The sequence below is a fragment of the Bacillus sp. 3103sda1 genome, assembly GCF_024159135.1.
Taxonomy (GTDB): Bacteria; Bacillota; Bacilli; order Bacillales; family Bacillaceae_G; genus Bacillus_A; species Bacillus_A rhizoplanae.
Map to the genome: position 1 here is coordinate 3,931,909 of NZ_JAMYWS010000001.1, position 12,917 is coordinate 3,944,825.

14 protein-coding genes are annotated in these 12,917 nt (G+C 37.2%); 9 read left to right on the forward strand and 5 right to left on the reverse strand.

Annotated elements, in window-relative coordinates:
* Nucleotides 1-165 precede the first annotated feature (165 nt).
* The 8 genes from NKR74_RS19735 to mscL all read left to right on the forward strand — a co-directional run bounded on the left by NKR74_RS19735 (nt 166) and on the right by mscL (nt 7,250).
* Nucleotides 166-798 (forward strand): GNAT family N-acetyltransferase, encoded by a 633-nt coding sequence (locus NKR74_RS19735; protein WP_098305449.1) that lies wholly within the window; start codon nt 166-168, stop codon nt 796-798.
* Between the two features lie 16 nt (nt 799-814).
* A complete protein-coding gene (locus NKR74_RS19740) occupies nt 815-1,459 on the forward strand; it encodes an acetoin utilization AcuB family protein (RefSeq protein WP_098305451.1) in 645 nt (214 codons plus the stop codon).
* Nucleotides 1,456-2,622, forward strand: a complete 1,167-nt coding sequence (locus tag NKR74_RS19745; RefSeq protein WP_253630575.1) for an acetoin utilization protein AcuC — start codon at nt 1,456-1,458, stop codon at nt 2,620-2,622. The genes NKR74_RS19740 and NKR74_RS19745 overlap by 4 nt, the downstream gene beginning before the upstream one ends.
* 52 nt (nt 2,623-2,674) lie before the next feature.
* Entirely contained in the window at nt 2,675-3,532 is an 858-nt protein-coding gene (locus NKR74_RS19750) for an alpha/beta fold hydrolase (RefSeq protein ID WP_253630576.1), read from the forward strand.
* 54 nt (nt 3,533-3,586) lie between these two features.
* Nucleotides 3,587-4,069, forward strand: coding sequence for a DUF3995 domain-containing protein (locus tag NKR74_RS19755; protein ID WP_253630577.1), 483 nt, complete (start codon nt 3,587-3,589; stop codon nt 4,067-4,069).
* A gap of 221 nt (nt 4,070-4,290) precedes the next feature.
* Nucleotides 4,291-5,706 (forward strand): FMN-binding glutamate synthase family protein, encoded by a 1,416-nt coding sequence (locus NKR74_RS19760; protein WP_253630578.1) that lies wholly within the window; start codon nt 4,291-4,293, stop codon nt 5,704-5,706.
* A 219-nt stretch (nt 5,707-5,925) separates the two neighbouring features.
* A complete protein-coding gene (locus tag NKR74_RS19765; RefSeq protein WP_253630579.1) occupies nt 5,926-6,702 on the forward strand; it encodes a C39 family peptidase in 777 nt (258 codons plus the stop codon).
* Between the two features lie 146 nt (nt 6,703-6,848).
* Complete coding sequence (gene mscL / locus NKR74_RS19770; RefSeq protein ID WP_098305463.1) at nt 6,849-7,250, forward strand: large conductance mechanosensitive channel protein MscL; 402 nt, start codon at nt 6,849-6,851, stop codon at nt 7,248-7,250.
* A 133-nt stretch (nt 7,251-7,383) separates the two neighbouring features.
* Here the strand turns inward: mscL and NKR74_RS19775 are convergent, their stop codons facing one another.
* The 5 genes from NKR74_RS19775 to NKR74_RS19795 all read right to left on the reverse strand — a co-directional run bounded on the left by NKR74_RS19775 (nt 7,384) and on the right by NKR74_RS19795 (nt 11,516).
* On the reverse strand, nt 7,384-7,656 hold the full coding sequence (locus tag NKR74_RS19775; protein WP_098305465.1) for a DUF3917 domain-containing protein: 273 nt from the start codon (nt 7,654-7,656) through the stop codon (nt 7,384-7,386).
* A 203-nt stretch (nt 7,657-7,859) separates the two neighbouring features.
* A complete protein-coding gene (gene ccpA / locus NKR74_RS19780; RefSeq protein ID WP_253630580.1) occupies nt 7,860-8,858 on the reverse strand; it encodes a catabolite control protein A in 999 nt (332 codons plus the stop codon).
* 438 nt (nt 8,859-9,296) lie between these two features.
* On the reverse strand, nt 9,297-10,367 hold the full coding sequence (locus tag NKR74_RS19785) for a bifunctional 3-deoxy-7-phosphoheptulonate synthase/chorismate mutase (RefSeq protein ID WP_253630581.1): 1,071 nt from the start codon (nt 10,365-10,367) through the stop codon (nt 9,297-9,299).
* A 317-nt stretch (nt 10,368-10,684) separates the two neighbouring features.
* Nucleotides 10,685-11,011, reverse strand: coding sequence for a bacillithiol system redox-active protein YtxJ (gene ytxJ, locus NKR74_RS19790; RefSeq protein WP_098305473.1), 327 nt, complete (start codon nt 11,009-11,011; stop codon nt 10,685-10,687).
* A 1-nt stretch (nt 11,012) separates the two neighbouring features.
* Nucleotides 11,013-11,516, reverse strand: coding sequence for a DUF948 domain-containing protein (locus NKR74_RS19795; RefSeq protein ID WP_098305475.1), 504 nt, complete (start codon nt 11,514-11,516; stop codon nt 11,013-11,015).
* A gap of 185 nt (nt 11,517-11,701) precedes the next feature.
* Here NKR74_RS19795 and NKR74_RS19800 point away from each other — a divergent pair, with 185 nt between their 5' ends.
* Nucleotides 11,702-12,817 (forward strand): aminopeptidase, encoded by a 1,116-nt coding sequence (locus tag NKR74_RS19800; RefSeq protein WP_230573664.1) that lies wholly within the window; start codon nt 11,702-11,704, stop codon nt 12,815-12,817.
* Nucleotides 12,818-12,917 lie beyond the last annotated feature (100 nt).

Below are 12,917 nucleotides of genomic sequence, written 5' to 3' on the forward strand. Positions count from 1 at the left end.
ACTCCATGTATTTTTATTATAAATATATTTTTTATAATTTTCAGTATTTTTTACAAATTTCGCACAAATTTTTACTGACAAATTTCGATTCACATCGCATACTGAGTACAGTAGTATGAAAATAGATAGTAGATTCACAAAGCCCTGAAGGTGGTGAGCCTAAAATTGATTCATAGTAAGGTATACAACGTAAGAAACTTGAAAACGCCGAAAGGAACTTTAGTTATTGAAGGTCCTGTCAAAACGCATAATTTAGAAATGTATGAGTTTCATCCTGATTTAGTTGCCTTTCGACCTGCCGACCAGCAATATAAAGCAATTGTCGAAATTTCTAAGTTACCGGAAGCCCGCATCATTATTGCTCGTCATGAACAAACGATTGTTGGCTATGTAACATATTTATATCCCGATCCGCTTGAGAGATGGTCTGAAGGGAAAATGGACGATTTAATCGAACTTGGTGCCATTGAGGTTGCATCAGATTTTCGCGGATGTGCTGTCGGAAAGAATTTATTAGAAGTTTCCATGATGGATGATCATATGGAAGATTATATTATTTTAACAACTGAGTATTATTGGCACTGGGATTTAAAACAAACCGGCTTAAATGTTTGGGAATATCGAAAAGTAATGGAAAAAATGATGAATGCTGGTGGACTTGAATGGATGGCAACGGATGACCCTGAAATTTGTTCGCATCCAGCAAACTGCTTAATGGTTCGCATCGGAAAACGCGTTGATACACAATCCATTCAAAAGTTTGACCGCTTACGCTTCCAGAATCGTTTCATGTACTAAAAGGGAGGATTACATCATGATTGTTGAAGAAATTATGAATCAAAATGTAACAGCGCTGCGCCCAAACGACACGATTGAAACAGCTTTACGAACATTAGCAGCAAAAAGCATCCGTCACATTCCAGTTGTAAATGAAAAATATGAAGTCGTTGGGATTATCTCCGACCGTGACGTTCGAGATGCAAGTCCATCTATTCTTGATGAACACGTTTCAAAGGATGCTCTTAACGAGCCAGTTGAACGTATTATGAAACATCCCGTTATGACATGTCATCCTCTTGACTTCGTTGAAGAAATCGCCACGTTATTTTTCGAAAATAAAATTGGCTGTCTTCCTGTTACAAAAAGCGGTAAGCTTGTCGGTATTATTTCAGAATCGACTGTACTGCATACGCTCGTCAAATTAACAGGTGCTCATCAACCAAGTTCACAAATTGAAATTCAAATAAAAAATGAACCTGGTATTCTCGGAAAAGTTGTTGCTGTTTTTAGTGAACTGAAAATTAACATTGTAAGTGTTCTCGTCTATCCAGCAAAAGAAGAGAGCGACAAAGTTCTTGTTTTCCGCATTCAAACAATGAATCCTCTTAAAGCAATTGAAGAACTAGAACAAAAAGGCTACCGTGTGTTATGGCCGAATATCGCGGGGATGGGAACATGAAAAATGTATTCATTTACTCAGAAGATTATCAGGGCTATTCCTTTAGTCCTGATCATCCTTTTAATCAGCTTCGTGTAAAGCTGACATATGATTTGCTTCAAAAAGGAGGATTCATACACCCTTCACAAGTCATTCCACCACGAATCGCAACAGATGAAGAAATTGCTTTAATTCATACAGAGGAATACATAAATGCGGTAAAACGTGCTGGAGAAGGAACGCTAGAAAAATCAATTGCAATGTCTTATGGTCTTGGAACAGAAGATACGCCAATGTTTGCCAATATGCATGAAGCAAGCGCCCTTCTTGTTGGGGGGACATTAACTGCGGTCGATGCAATCCTTGAAGGAAAAGCAGAACATGCTCTAAATTTAGGAGGCGGCTTACATCACGGCTTTCGCGGCAAAGCATCTGGCTTTTGTATTTATAATGACAGCTCGATTGCTATTAAGTATATGCAGCAAAAATATGGTCTTCGTGTTTTATACATTGATACAGACGCTCATCACGGTGATGGTGTACAGTGGTCCTTTTATGATGATCCTAACGTATGCACAATTTCCTTACATGAAACAGGGCGTTACTTATTTCCAGGAACAGGTGCTGTAAACGAGCGTGGTCAAGGCAATGGATACAGCTATTCTTTTAACGTTCCTCTTGATGCTTTTACAGAAGATGATTCATTTATACATGCGTATCGCACTGTCATTCGTGAAGTCGCCGATTATTTCAAACCAGATATTATTTTAACGCAAAACGGAGCGGATGCTCATTACTATGATCCTCTAACACATCTTTGTTCAACGATACAAATTTACCGTGAAATCCCGAGGCTTGCTCATGAAATTGCTCATGAATATTGCAATGGTCGCTGGATTGCAGTCGGTGGCGGCGGCTATGATATGTGGCGCGTCGTTCCAAGAGCTTGGGCACTCATTTGGCTCGAAATGAATAACATCCAGAACATCTCAGGTTATCTCCCTCCAGAATGGATTGAAGCTTGGAAAGGACAAGCAACAACTGAACTTCCCCTCACATGGGAAGACCCTAACAACATGTATAATCCTATCCCTCGAAAACCAGAAATCGAAGAAAAAAACGCATTAACCGTGGCAAAGTCTCTTGAAATTATTCGGAGTAATACAAAAAAGGCATTATATTAAATAAAAGAATAGGAGATTTGCTCCTATTCTTTTTTATGAAGGGTGATTTTTTATGTGGACACAACAACTCATCCATACAAAGCGTGGTACTTTTGAACTATTTTCAAAAGGAAACGGAGAACCTCTCTGTGTAACACACCTATATTCACAGTTTAATGAAACAGGAGATTACTTTGCCGATAGCTTTACATCATCACATCAAGTTATATTAATCAACCTAAAAGATGCAGGTCATTCAGTAACTACTTGTAAAGAAGAAGAATTAAGTATGGAAGAAACAGTTGAAGACCTAGAAGCAATTCGTGAAGCGCTCCGCATTTCATCATGGCATTTCGCAGGACACTCTACCGGCGGCATGCTTGGACTAATGTACGCGATAAACCATCCGCAGTCATTACAATCTTTAGTAGTAGTTGGCGCTGCTGCCAGCGATTACACAAAAACAAAAGACTGCATTTATCATCCGGATCATCCGCAGTTTGCATATATGCAGCAACTGATTGAAGATTTGAAACTACCACATCTTACAAAAGAAGAAAGAAATGCCTTATCAGTCAAGCGTGCGAAGCTATCTTTATACCATCCAGAGCAATATGAAACATACTTTTCAAAACCTATTCATAAGACGATGGCCGCAAGCCGTATGAACTATTTTTCAAAAGAATTTCGTAGCTTTGATTTAAGAGAACACCTTTCTAGCGTAACAACAAAAACGTTAATCATTTGTGGAAAACACGATGTTCAATGTCCCATTGCCTCTTCCCTACAAATACATCAAGGCATACGAAACTCTTCTTTTATTTCTTTTGAACACAGCAATCATTATCCCTTTTTAGAAGAGAAAGAGAAATTTTTATCTGTTACTACAGCGTTCTATCATTCTTTAAAAGAAGAAAGTGGCCAAGTATAATGCTTCAAAATGGGATAAAAGAGCATTGTTATTTTAATACGAGGAGCCATTTTTATGGAAACCAATAAGTATTTTTTGTATTTAGGAGTGATATGGTCACTACTATTTTCTGGCTTGAGTTTCTATTGGGCAGCGGGGGGCATGTTTGGTGTTAGATCCCTAGGAGGTGCAATTTATGAAATGGCATTACATCCAACACCATCGTTTATAGCAATCGTTTGGATAACTGGATTCATAAAATTGCTCGGAGTAGTATTGCTCATCATGTTGTTAATGAAATGGGGAAATTCTCGGATTCAAAAGTCGCTCTATCTCATAATAAAAATTTGTGGACTTTTACTTTTTTTATACGGTTTGTTCAATTTCATAACAATATCCTTGAGTGCAATTGGTGTTTTAAACCTTGAATTAGATAGATATTCCACCTTCTGGAGATTGGTACTCTGGGAGCCTTACTGGATGATCGGAGGTATATTTTATTTTTTTTCTATAAAAAAAACTAGAGAATGTAGAGTTACAAGATACAATAATATCTGAAATAATAACAAGGAACGTTAATTCGAAAAAAGACTAATTACCTAATAGTAATTGTATGAAGTTTGCTATTCAACAATTAGCCGCAATCGCTGAATAGCCTTTAGGCTTAAACAACTTTATTGTTATATTTTTCCGTGCAGTGTTTCATATCAAATGATAATTATCGCTCTTTGAGGAATAATGATAATAACAACTATTTAATTTATAGCGGAGAAGTGAATATGCCGAACATTTTTATTTATATAGCGTTTGCAATGTTGTCCATTGTATTTGTTCTATTATTATTCCTATTTATTGGTTGGCGTTGGATCATAGAACTAACGGTGAAGAAGTACGGAAAAATTATTTTAACCGATAATTATCAAGAAAATATTACAGAGTTGATACCAACTCTAAGGCATATGGGCATTCAAAATATGCTGGAAAATAGCTTGCGCGCAGAAACAGGCAGCGTCCTTCAGCGACCACTTGCTGGATCTTCCAAAAAATGGCCACACTTGGATCCGATAACCTTTATTCCTGCACAAACGACACCATTTCCAATTGATGTTGAAGAAGAAATTGATCTAAAAATAACCATTGGACCAAAAGCAAAAAAACCACTGGAAGTTCAAATCCCTCTAATGATTAGTGGGATGGGCTATGGGATAGGGCTTAGTGAACAAGCAAGGCTTTCGTTAGTAGAAGCAGCTAAAAATGCAGGAACAGCGATTAATTCTGGTGAAGGAGGAATCTTGCCTGAAGAGTTAGACACAGCCGGGAAGTATATTTTACAGTTTTCGAAAACAGCATGGGCAAAGGAAAAAGAAGTGATTAAGCGTGCTAACATGATCGAAATTAAACTTGGTCAAGGGGCACTAGCCGGGATGGGCCAGAAAATCGATCCTAAAGATTTAACAGGTCGTGCTCGCGAAGTGATGGGACTTAAGGAAAATGAGGATGCTGTGATTTTTGAACATTTTTTTGAAAATCAAACATTAAGGGATATAAAAGAACTAGTTGAGGAACTAAGGAGTTTATCTGGCGGTGTCCCCATTGGTGTGAAAATAGGGGCAGGCGGAAAGATTGAAGAAGATATTGATCATTTAATTGACCAAGGTGTTGATTTTATCGCGATTGATGGAGGACAGGCAGCGATGAAAGAGGCTCCACCTATTTTATGCGATGATTTTGGTATTCCAACATTGCATGCAGTCGTTCGTGCTGTGAATCATTTAGAAAAAAGAAATAAGAAAGGAGAAATAAGCTTAATTGTCTCCGGAGGACTTTTAGTCCCTGGACATTTTTTGAAGGTGCTCGCACTCGGCGCTGATGCCGTGTATCTTGGCTCTGCAATGTTATTTTCTCTCTCACATACTCAATCCTTCAATGCACTTCCTTTTGAGCCACCGACACAAGCTGTTTGGTACAACGGGAAATTTAAAGATCAATTTAATGTCGAAGATGGAGTAAAATCTGCTGAAAAGTTTTTAACCGCAAGTGTAGAAGAAATAAAAATGGCATTAAGAGCAATGGGAAAACGCTCATTAAAAGAATTGTCAAAAAAAGATTTAGTATCGTACGATGAGTTGACTGCTAAAATGGTTGGAATTCCGTTTTCATTTGAAGCTTGGGAAGACAAACAAATACAGGAATAAGTGCTATACACTAACTTTATTTTAAAATTAAATCTTCATTAACAAAGAGAAATTTCCATCAGTGGGGTTTTCTTCACCCTCTCACTGAGAGAAATTTCTCTTTTTTTACTCTTAAACCAAATCCGTTATCTTTTGCATATTTTCATGAGAAATGAAAGAACTTAATAAAAAACGCTATCATTACACCATGTACCGCACTACATAAAGAAGGTGAACGCTATGAAAAGATTTCTAATTTTGTATACCCTATTTACATTTATGACAGGCTATTCTACTAAACAGGCTTCCACTGAAAAGCATGCATCTCATCCCAAATATGAAGAAGCCGAATTAACGAAAAATGTCAAATATTCATCGCCCTCAAACGAACCACTACAACCTCCAACTCCTCCAAAACAAGAAAAGGTTATTTTAGATGTACCGCTCATACCTCAAAAACCTGAGCTGAAATTCGGCTGTGAAGTGACGAGCTTAGCGATGGTACTGCAACATGCTGGCGTGAAAGTCGATAAAATGCAGTTAGCAAATAATATAAAAAAAGACAATGATCCGCCATCTGTCAGCAAAGACGGAGACATTCTTCAATGGGGAAACCCTAAAGAAGGATTCGTTGGAGATATAACAGGGAAAACTATGGGATTTGCTGTTTACGTTGAACCGCTGCAACAATTAATGGAACAGTATCTTCCAAATCGCACAGTAAATTTAACAAGAAAATCTTTTGATGATGTGCTAGCTCAAGTCAACATAGGTAAACCTGCAGTAGTTTGGACAACAGGGGATTACAAACTTCCTGACAAATGGGCGTCTTGGAAACATGGAAACGAAAACATTACAGCTCCTCTAGATTTACACGCTGTTGTACTCGTAGGCTTTGAAGATGGATACGTTTATATTAATGATCCTTTAACTGAGAAAAAAGCACTTAAAGTAAACAAAGAAACGTTTATTCAATCTTGGGATGCGTTAGGAAAGCAAGCTTTGTCGTATCGTTAACAAATACAAAAAAAGGAAAACGCATTCAGTTTTCCGAATTCACTTTCATTCCCTTTTACTCTTTATTTCTACCTTAAATCTATATACAATGTATGGGATAGAACTAATAATTTTATACATAATTGTGAAAAGGATGGGAATTATAAATGTGGAACGAGTTTAAAAAGTTCGCTTTAAAAGGGAACGTCATGGATTTAGCTGTCGGGGTAGTAATCGGTGGCGCATTTGGTAAAATTGTTTCTTCATTAGTAAATGATATTATTATGCCATTGGTCGGAATTTTACTAGGTGGCGTTGACTTTACGGGTCTTTCTTATCCAGTAGGTGATGCAACATTAAAATATGGTGCATTCATTCAAACTATTGTTGACTTCTTTATCATTGCATTCTCTATCTTCTTATTCATTAAACTATTCAACAAACTATCATTCAAAAAAGAAGAAGAGAAGAAAGAAGAAGTACCAGCTGCTTTATCGAAAGAAGAAGCGCTTCTTACAGAAATTCGTGATTTATTAAAACAGCAAAATGCATCAAGAGACAAGGCATAATGAAATAGACAAAAAGAGAGCAGACATAGATCTGCTCTCTTTTTTATCCCGCTACTTTTGGGCAGTAAGAGCCCGATTGGTGAGAACTTTCCATCAGTGGGGGATGAATCCCCCCACTGATGGAAGTTCCATTTTATAGCGTTTCTGAGTTTGTATGAATAAACAAAATAATACCTGCGACAAGTAAAATAATAATAGCGCCTACAAATAATGTAATAGAAAAAAACACAAAACTGTCATGTATTTGTTCTCCAGCGCTTTCTAAAAAAATCGAAGTAACGTATGTGATTAGGGCTATCCCTGCCAAAACACCACCAGGAATAAAGCGTCTCATACCACTCTGCTTTAACGTCATATAAGCGAATATAGCCGTCACACAAAGCGTAATTCCCCAAAGAATTATCATTTCACATCTCCCCCTCACATAGTTTTATCCGCTATTCACGAACAGTATGATCTCCCACTGATGGAAGTTTCACTTTATAATCATTATACATTAGAAATAGTGGTAAAGCGAAACTTCCATCTAAAAACAAATGTCACAGCGACTATTGAACTCTTTATAAAATAAAAAAACTCGTGGTTGTATTTCCACGAGTTTTCTCCTTATTACTTTGTTGAATCTCTAAACTTAATACTGTGCGGTAAGATAACAGTATGATCTTCTACTGTTTCTTTGTTCATGTATTTTGTTAATAAACGCATTGCAACTGCTCCGATGTCATACATTGGTTGTACAACTGTTGAAAGCTGCGGGCGTACCATAATTGCAAGACGTGTATTGTCAAAACCAAGTACTTCTAAATCGTTTGGCACGTTTAGACCTTTATCTTGTGCTGCATGAATCACACCTAATGCCATTTCATCAGAGGATACGAATACTGCTGTCGGCTTTTCAGTAAGTTCCCATAGCTTATCTAATGCTTCCATACCTGAATCGTATGTATAATCACCGTCAACAACAAGCTCTTCATCGTAAGCAATACCAGCTTCTTCTAATGCTCGTTTATAGCCTTGTAATTTTTTTGCGCTGCCTGCTTTATCAACATAAGGACCAGATACGAAAGCAATGCGTGTATGACCTTGCTCTAAGAAATGCTTCATTGCATCATATGCTGCTTGTGTGTAATCAATATTTACAGATGGTGTAATGTTCTGCTCATCAAATGATGCCGCAAGTACGATTGGAACAGGAGATTTTTTGAATTCTTCTACATGAATGTCTGTAATATCTTCTCCCATAAATACGATGCCGTCCACTTGCTTACCAAGCATTGTATTCAATAAATGGAACTCTTTCTCTTTGTTTTGGTCAGAGTTACTTAAAATAATATTATATTTGTACATTGTTGCGATGTCTTCGATACCACGTGCAAGTTCTGAATAAAACGTGTTAGAGATATCTGGAATAATAACCCCTACTGTTGTTGTTTTCTTACTTGCTAATCCTCGTGCTACTGCATTTGGACGGTAGCCAAGGCGCTCAATCGCCTCTAGTACTTTCTTTCTTGTTGTCGGTTTTACATTTGGATTGCCGTTCACAACACGTGATACTGTTGCCATTGAGACATTTGCTTCGCGCGCTACATCATAAATTGTTACGTTCATCTTTTCACACACTCCTTTATAAAATTTATCTATATACTATGTATCGGTTAACTTGAATGAAAAAAAAGACATCCACTCTACTTGAAGATGTCACTCCCGAGCCCTTTTACTAATGATACGATACAAATAAGGATTGAGACAATATTTTCCCGAAAAAGTTTCGAAAAAATTCGTTCCTTTTCTTATATTTTCATATTTTAAATAGAAAAATACTTATTTTCCAGAAAAAAATCTATGCAGCATTTAACTGCATAGATTTTGAAGCCATTCTTACCCCGCTATTCGCGGGCAGTAAGCCCCCACTGATGGAAGTTTCACTTTATCCCGCTCTAACAGTCGGTAAGGTGCTTAACTACGAAGTAATAACAAACCGTCTGTAAAAGCCCGATTGGTTCAACTAACCTTTTGGAGAAGAGCGCTCCAAAAGGAAGTTTCACTTTATCTCATACGAAATGCTTTTAATTCGTTCATAAATGCATTAAATTCTGGAATATCCATTTGCTGCGCTGAATCTGAAAGTGCTACAGCTGGGTCAGGGTGCACTTCCGCCATAATCGCATCTGCTCCGATTGCCATCGCTGCTTTTGCAGTTGGCAATAATAAATCACGGCGTCCTGTTGAATGTGTTACATCTACAACAACCGGCAAGTGTGTTTCTTTCTTTAAAATTGGTACAGCAGAAATATCTAATGTATTTCGCGTTGCTTTCTCGTACGTACGAATGCCGCGCTCACATAAAATAATATCGCCGTTCCCTTGTGCAATAATATATTCTGCCGCATACATAAACTCTTCAATCGTTGCGGATAATCCTCGTTTTAACAATACCGGCTTCTTGACAGAACCAGCTGCTTTTAACAGCTCAAAGTTTTGCATATTGCGCGCACCAATTTGAATTACATCTACGTAATCAAGCGCCATTTCAATATCATTTGGATTTAAAATTTCACTAATTACAGCTAAATCATACTCATCTGCTACTTGGCGTAAAATTTTCAGCCCTTCAATACCAAGACCTTGGAAATCATATGGTGATGTACGCGGTTTAAATGCACCGCCGCGCATAAGTTTTAATCCTTGTTCTTTCATTGCTTCCGCTACTTGACGAACTTGCTCATAGCTCTCAACTGCACATGGTCCCATAATAAAGTGAGCATTGCCATCACCAATTTTTTCACCTTTAATATCAACAATCGTATCATCGGACTTTTTCTTACGAGATACGAGGAGTGCTTTACGATGATCATCTTCTTGCAGTTCTAAACCTGTTTTAAAAATTTGTTTAAATAAATGTTGAAGCGTTGATGTTTCGAATGGTCCATCATTGTTTTCTGCGATTAAATCGAGCATTTTGCGCTCGCGTACTGGATCAAAACGTTTCACACCTTGTACTTCTTTTAATTTACCAACCTCTTGTACAAGACGACCGCGCTCATTTAATAATTTTAAAATTTGTAAGTTCTTTTCATCAATTTGAGAACGTAAACGATCTAATTCCTGTGATGCCATAATAAAGCCACCTCTTTCAAATTTTATATGTATACTAATAAAAAGATATAAATATCATTCATAAGATAACTTATTATATATGATACATATGCGGATGTCACTTCATACACTTCGCATTAGACTGCGTATGGAATCGTTATTTTTTCTTAATTTAATCGTAAAACGCATGGTACGTCAATATTATTTTTAGAAAATTAAAAAAGCAAGCACATTTGCTTGCTTTCTCTTATTTTATCCCGCTACTTTTGGGCAGTAAGAGCCCGATTGGTTCAACTAACCATCTGTGGAGGATGAAAAACCCCCCACTGATGGAAGTTTCACTTTATATTCTCTTGTAACGCTTGCTTTGTAATTTTCCAATGCGATGCATGCCATAGCACTTTACCATCTTTTATGTATAATACTTGCGGTGATTCATGTCTAATTTCAAAATGCTCGGCAACCTTATTTGAAACAGGACGTGCATCTTGCACATATAAATAATATGCCGGTACAGCTTGCTCTTCACTACGATATTCTTGAAACGCTGTGAAAGCACCGTGACTAATTGGACATGTTGTACTATGTTTAAACAAGATATACGGCTCTTTACTTGCTGTTAATTCCTCAAATTGCTCCATTGTTTCAATCTTCGTCATGCTCATTTCATTCGCCTCTCATTCGAATCGGAAGTCGCGGTAATTTCTTTTCTTTTTTCGGTTTTTTCTCTGGCTTTTCAAACTGCTCTACTTCATCCTCTTTCTTTTTTGCACGAAAGCGATTGTACACATCAATGACCGCATTACTCCATTGCACCACTTGTGCTACTTTATCTGCATTATTTTCTACTTGATCTGCAACAGAATCAGAAACGCTGCGTAGTCTTGTGTTTAAAGAATGAATCGTTGTTCCAATTCCCTCTACACCTTCCACAACTTTATTTAACGACTGTGATTTCTGTTGAATATCTTCTGCTAATGCATTTGTTTTATGAAGAAGCTGCTCTGTTTCTACAGTAATACCCTGCATTTGTTTTTCAAGACCTTCCATCGTACTTGCTACATTTTCTAACGTTTTTTGGACAGATACTAAAGTCTTACATACATATACAACTAATACGGCAAACGCAATTGCGATAATGGCTACACTGACGTATAAAAGAATTTGCATACGAATCACTCCTTTATCTTTTTATGTTTTCTCCTATTATACAATCATTTTCCGTTTCATTCTAATTGTTCCATATTTCGTATTAATTTTCATATTTGTTTGGCAAATGCAACCTAAATTATTAAACAAATTCGGACAAGTAGGTTACAATAAGAAAGGATACATATATAAGGGAGGCTTTACATATGAAAGACCCACGTATTGAAACATTAGCAAAAAATTTAATTAACTACTCTATTCGTTTACAAAAAGGCGAAAAAGTGTTAATCGAAAACTTCGGCTTACAAAAAGAGCTTGTAACAGCACTTGTAAAAGCTGCATATGAAGCTGGTGGTTATCCATTCGTACTATTAAAAGATCATCAAGTAGACCGCTCTTTAATGATGGGCGCAACAGAAGAACATTTCGAGCAAATCGCTGCATATGAAGCAAGCGTAATGAAGGATATGGATGCTTATATCGGCCTTCGCTCTGGTGATAACGTAAATGAACAAGCTGACGTTCCAAGCGAACGCATGAAAATTTACGGCAACACAGTAGGTAAAAAAGTACATAGAGACATTCGTGTTCCAAAAACAAGATGGGTTGTACTTCGCTATCCAAACGCTTCTATGGCACAGCTTGCAAAAATGAGCACAGAAGGATTTGAAGACTTCTACTTTGATGTATGTAACTTAGACTACGCTAAAATGGATAAAGCGATGGACAATCTTGTTGAGTTAATGAACAAAACAGACAAAGTACGTCTTGTTGGACCTGGAACTGACTTAACATTCTCAATTAAAGACATTCCAGCAATTAAATGTGCTGGTCACTTAAATATTCCAGACGGCGAAGTATACTCTGCGCCTGTTCGCGATTCTGTTAACGGTACAGTTTCTTACAACACACCATCTCCGTACAACGGTTACATGTTCGAAAATGTAAAACTTACATTTAAAGATGGTAAAATCGTTGAAGCAACTGCAAACGATACAGAACGTATTAACAAAATTTTCGATACAGATGAAGGCGCACGCTACGTTGGTGAATTCGCAATTGGCGTAAACCCATACATTTTACATCCAATGGGCGATATTCTATTCGATGAAAAAATCGACGGCAGCTTCCACTTCACACCAGGACAAGCATACGAAGATGCATGGAACGGCAACAACTCTAACATCCACTGGGATTTAGTATGCATCCAACGCCCTGAATACGGCGGCGGAGAAATTTACTTCGACGACGTATTAATCCGTAAAGATGGCCGCTTCGTTGTACCTGAATTAGAAGCATTAAATCCTGAGAACTTAAAATAAGTATAGAGAAAGTGAGCACAGGTTGTTGTGCTCACTTTTATTTTTTAACATGAGGTTCGTTAACGAACATTATATGTATTATAAAGAATCAATATAATCT

Excerpts from the sequence above, each read along its gene's own strand:
- NKR74_RS19740 (WP_098305451.1), top strand. The coding sequence starts at position 815 with ATGATTGTTGAAGAAATTATGAATCAAAATGTAACAGCGCTGCGCCCA.
- NKR74_RS19745 (WP_253630575.1), top strand. The coding sequence starts at position 1,456 with ATGAAAAATGTATTCATTTACTCAGAAGATTATCAGGGCTATTCCTTT.
- NKR74_RS19750 (WP_253630576.1), top strand. The coding sequence starts at position 2,675 with ATGTGGACACAACAACTCATCCATACAAAGCGTGGTACTTTTGAACTA.
- NKR74_RS19755 (WP_253630577.1), top strand. The coding sequence starts at position 3,587 with ATGGAAACCAATAAGTATTTTTTGTATTTAGGAGTGATATGGTCACTA.
- NKR74_RS19760 (WP_253630578.1), top strand. The coding sequence starts at position 4,291 with ATGCCGAACATTTTTATTTATATAGCGTTTGCAATGTTGTCCATTGTA.
- NKR74_RS19765 (WP_253630579.1), top strand. The coding sequence starts at position 5,926 with ATGAAAAGATTTCTAATTTTGTATACCCTATTTACATTTATGACAGGC.
- mscL (WP_098305463.1), top strand. The coding sequence starts at position 6,849 with ATGTGGAACGAGTTTAAAAAGTTCGCTTTAAAAGGGAACGTCATGGAT.
- NKR74_RS19775 (WP_098305465.1), bottom strand. The coding sequence starts at position 7,656 with ATGATAATTCTTTGGGGAATTACGCTTTGTGTGACGGCTATATTCGCT.
- ccpA (WP_253630580.1), bottom strand. The coding sequence starts at position 8,858 with ATGAACGTAACAATTTATGATGTAGCGCGCGAAGCAAATGTCTCAATG.
- NKR74_RS19785 (WP_253630581.1), bottom strand. The coding sequence starts at position 10,367 with ATGGCATCACAGGAATTAGATCGTTTACGTTCTCAAATTGATGAAAAG.
- ytxJ (WP_098305473.1), bottom strand. The coding sequence starts at position 11,011 with ATGAGCATGACGAAGATTGAAACAATGGAGCAATTTGAGGAATTAACA.
- NKR74_RS19795 (WP_098305475.1), bottom strand. The coding sequence starts at position 11,516 with ATGCAAATTCTTTTATACGTCAGTGTAGCCATTATCGCAATTGCGTTT.
- NKR74_RS19800 (WP_230573664.1), top strand. The coding sequence starts at position 11,702 with ATGAAAGACCCACGTATTGAAACATTAGCAAAAAATTTAATTAACTAC.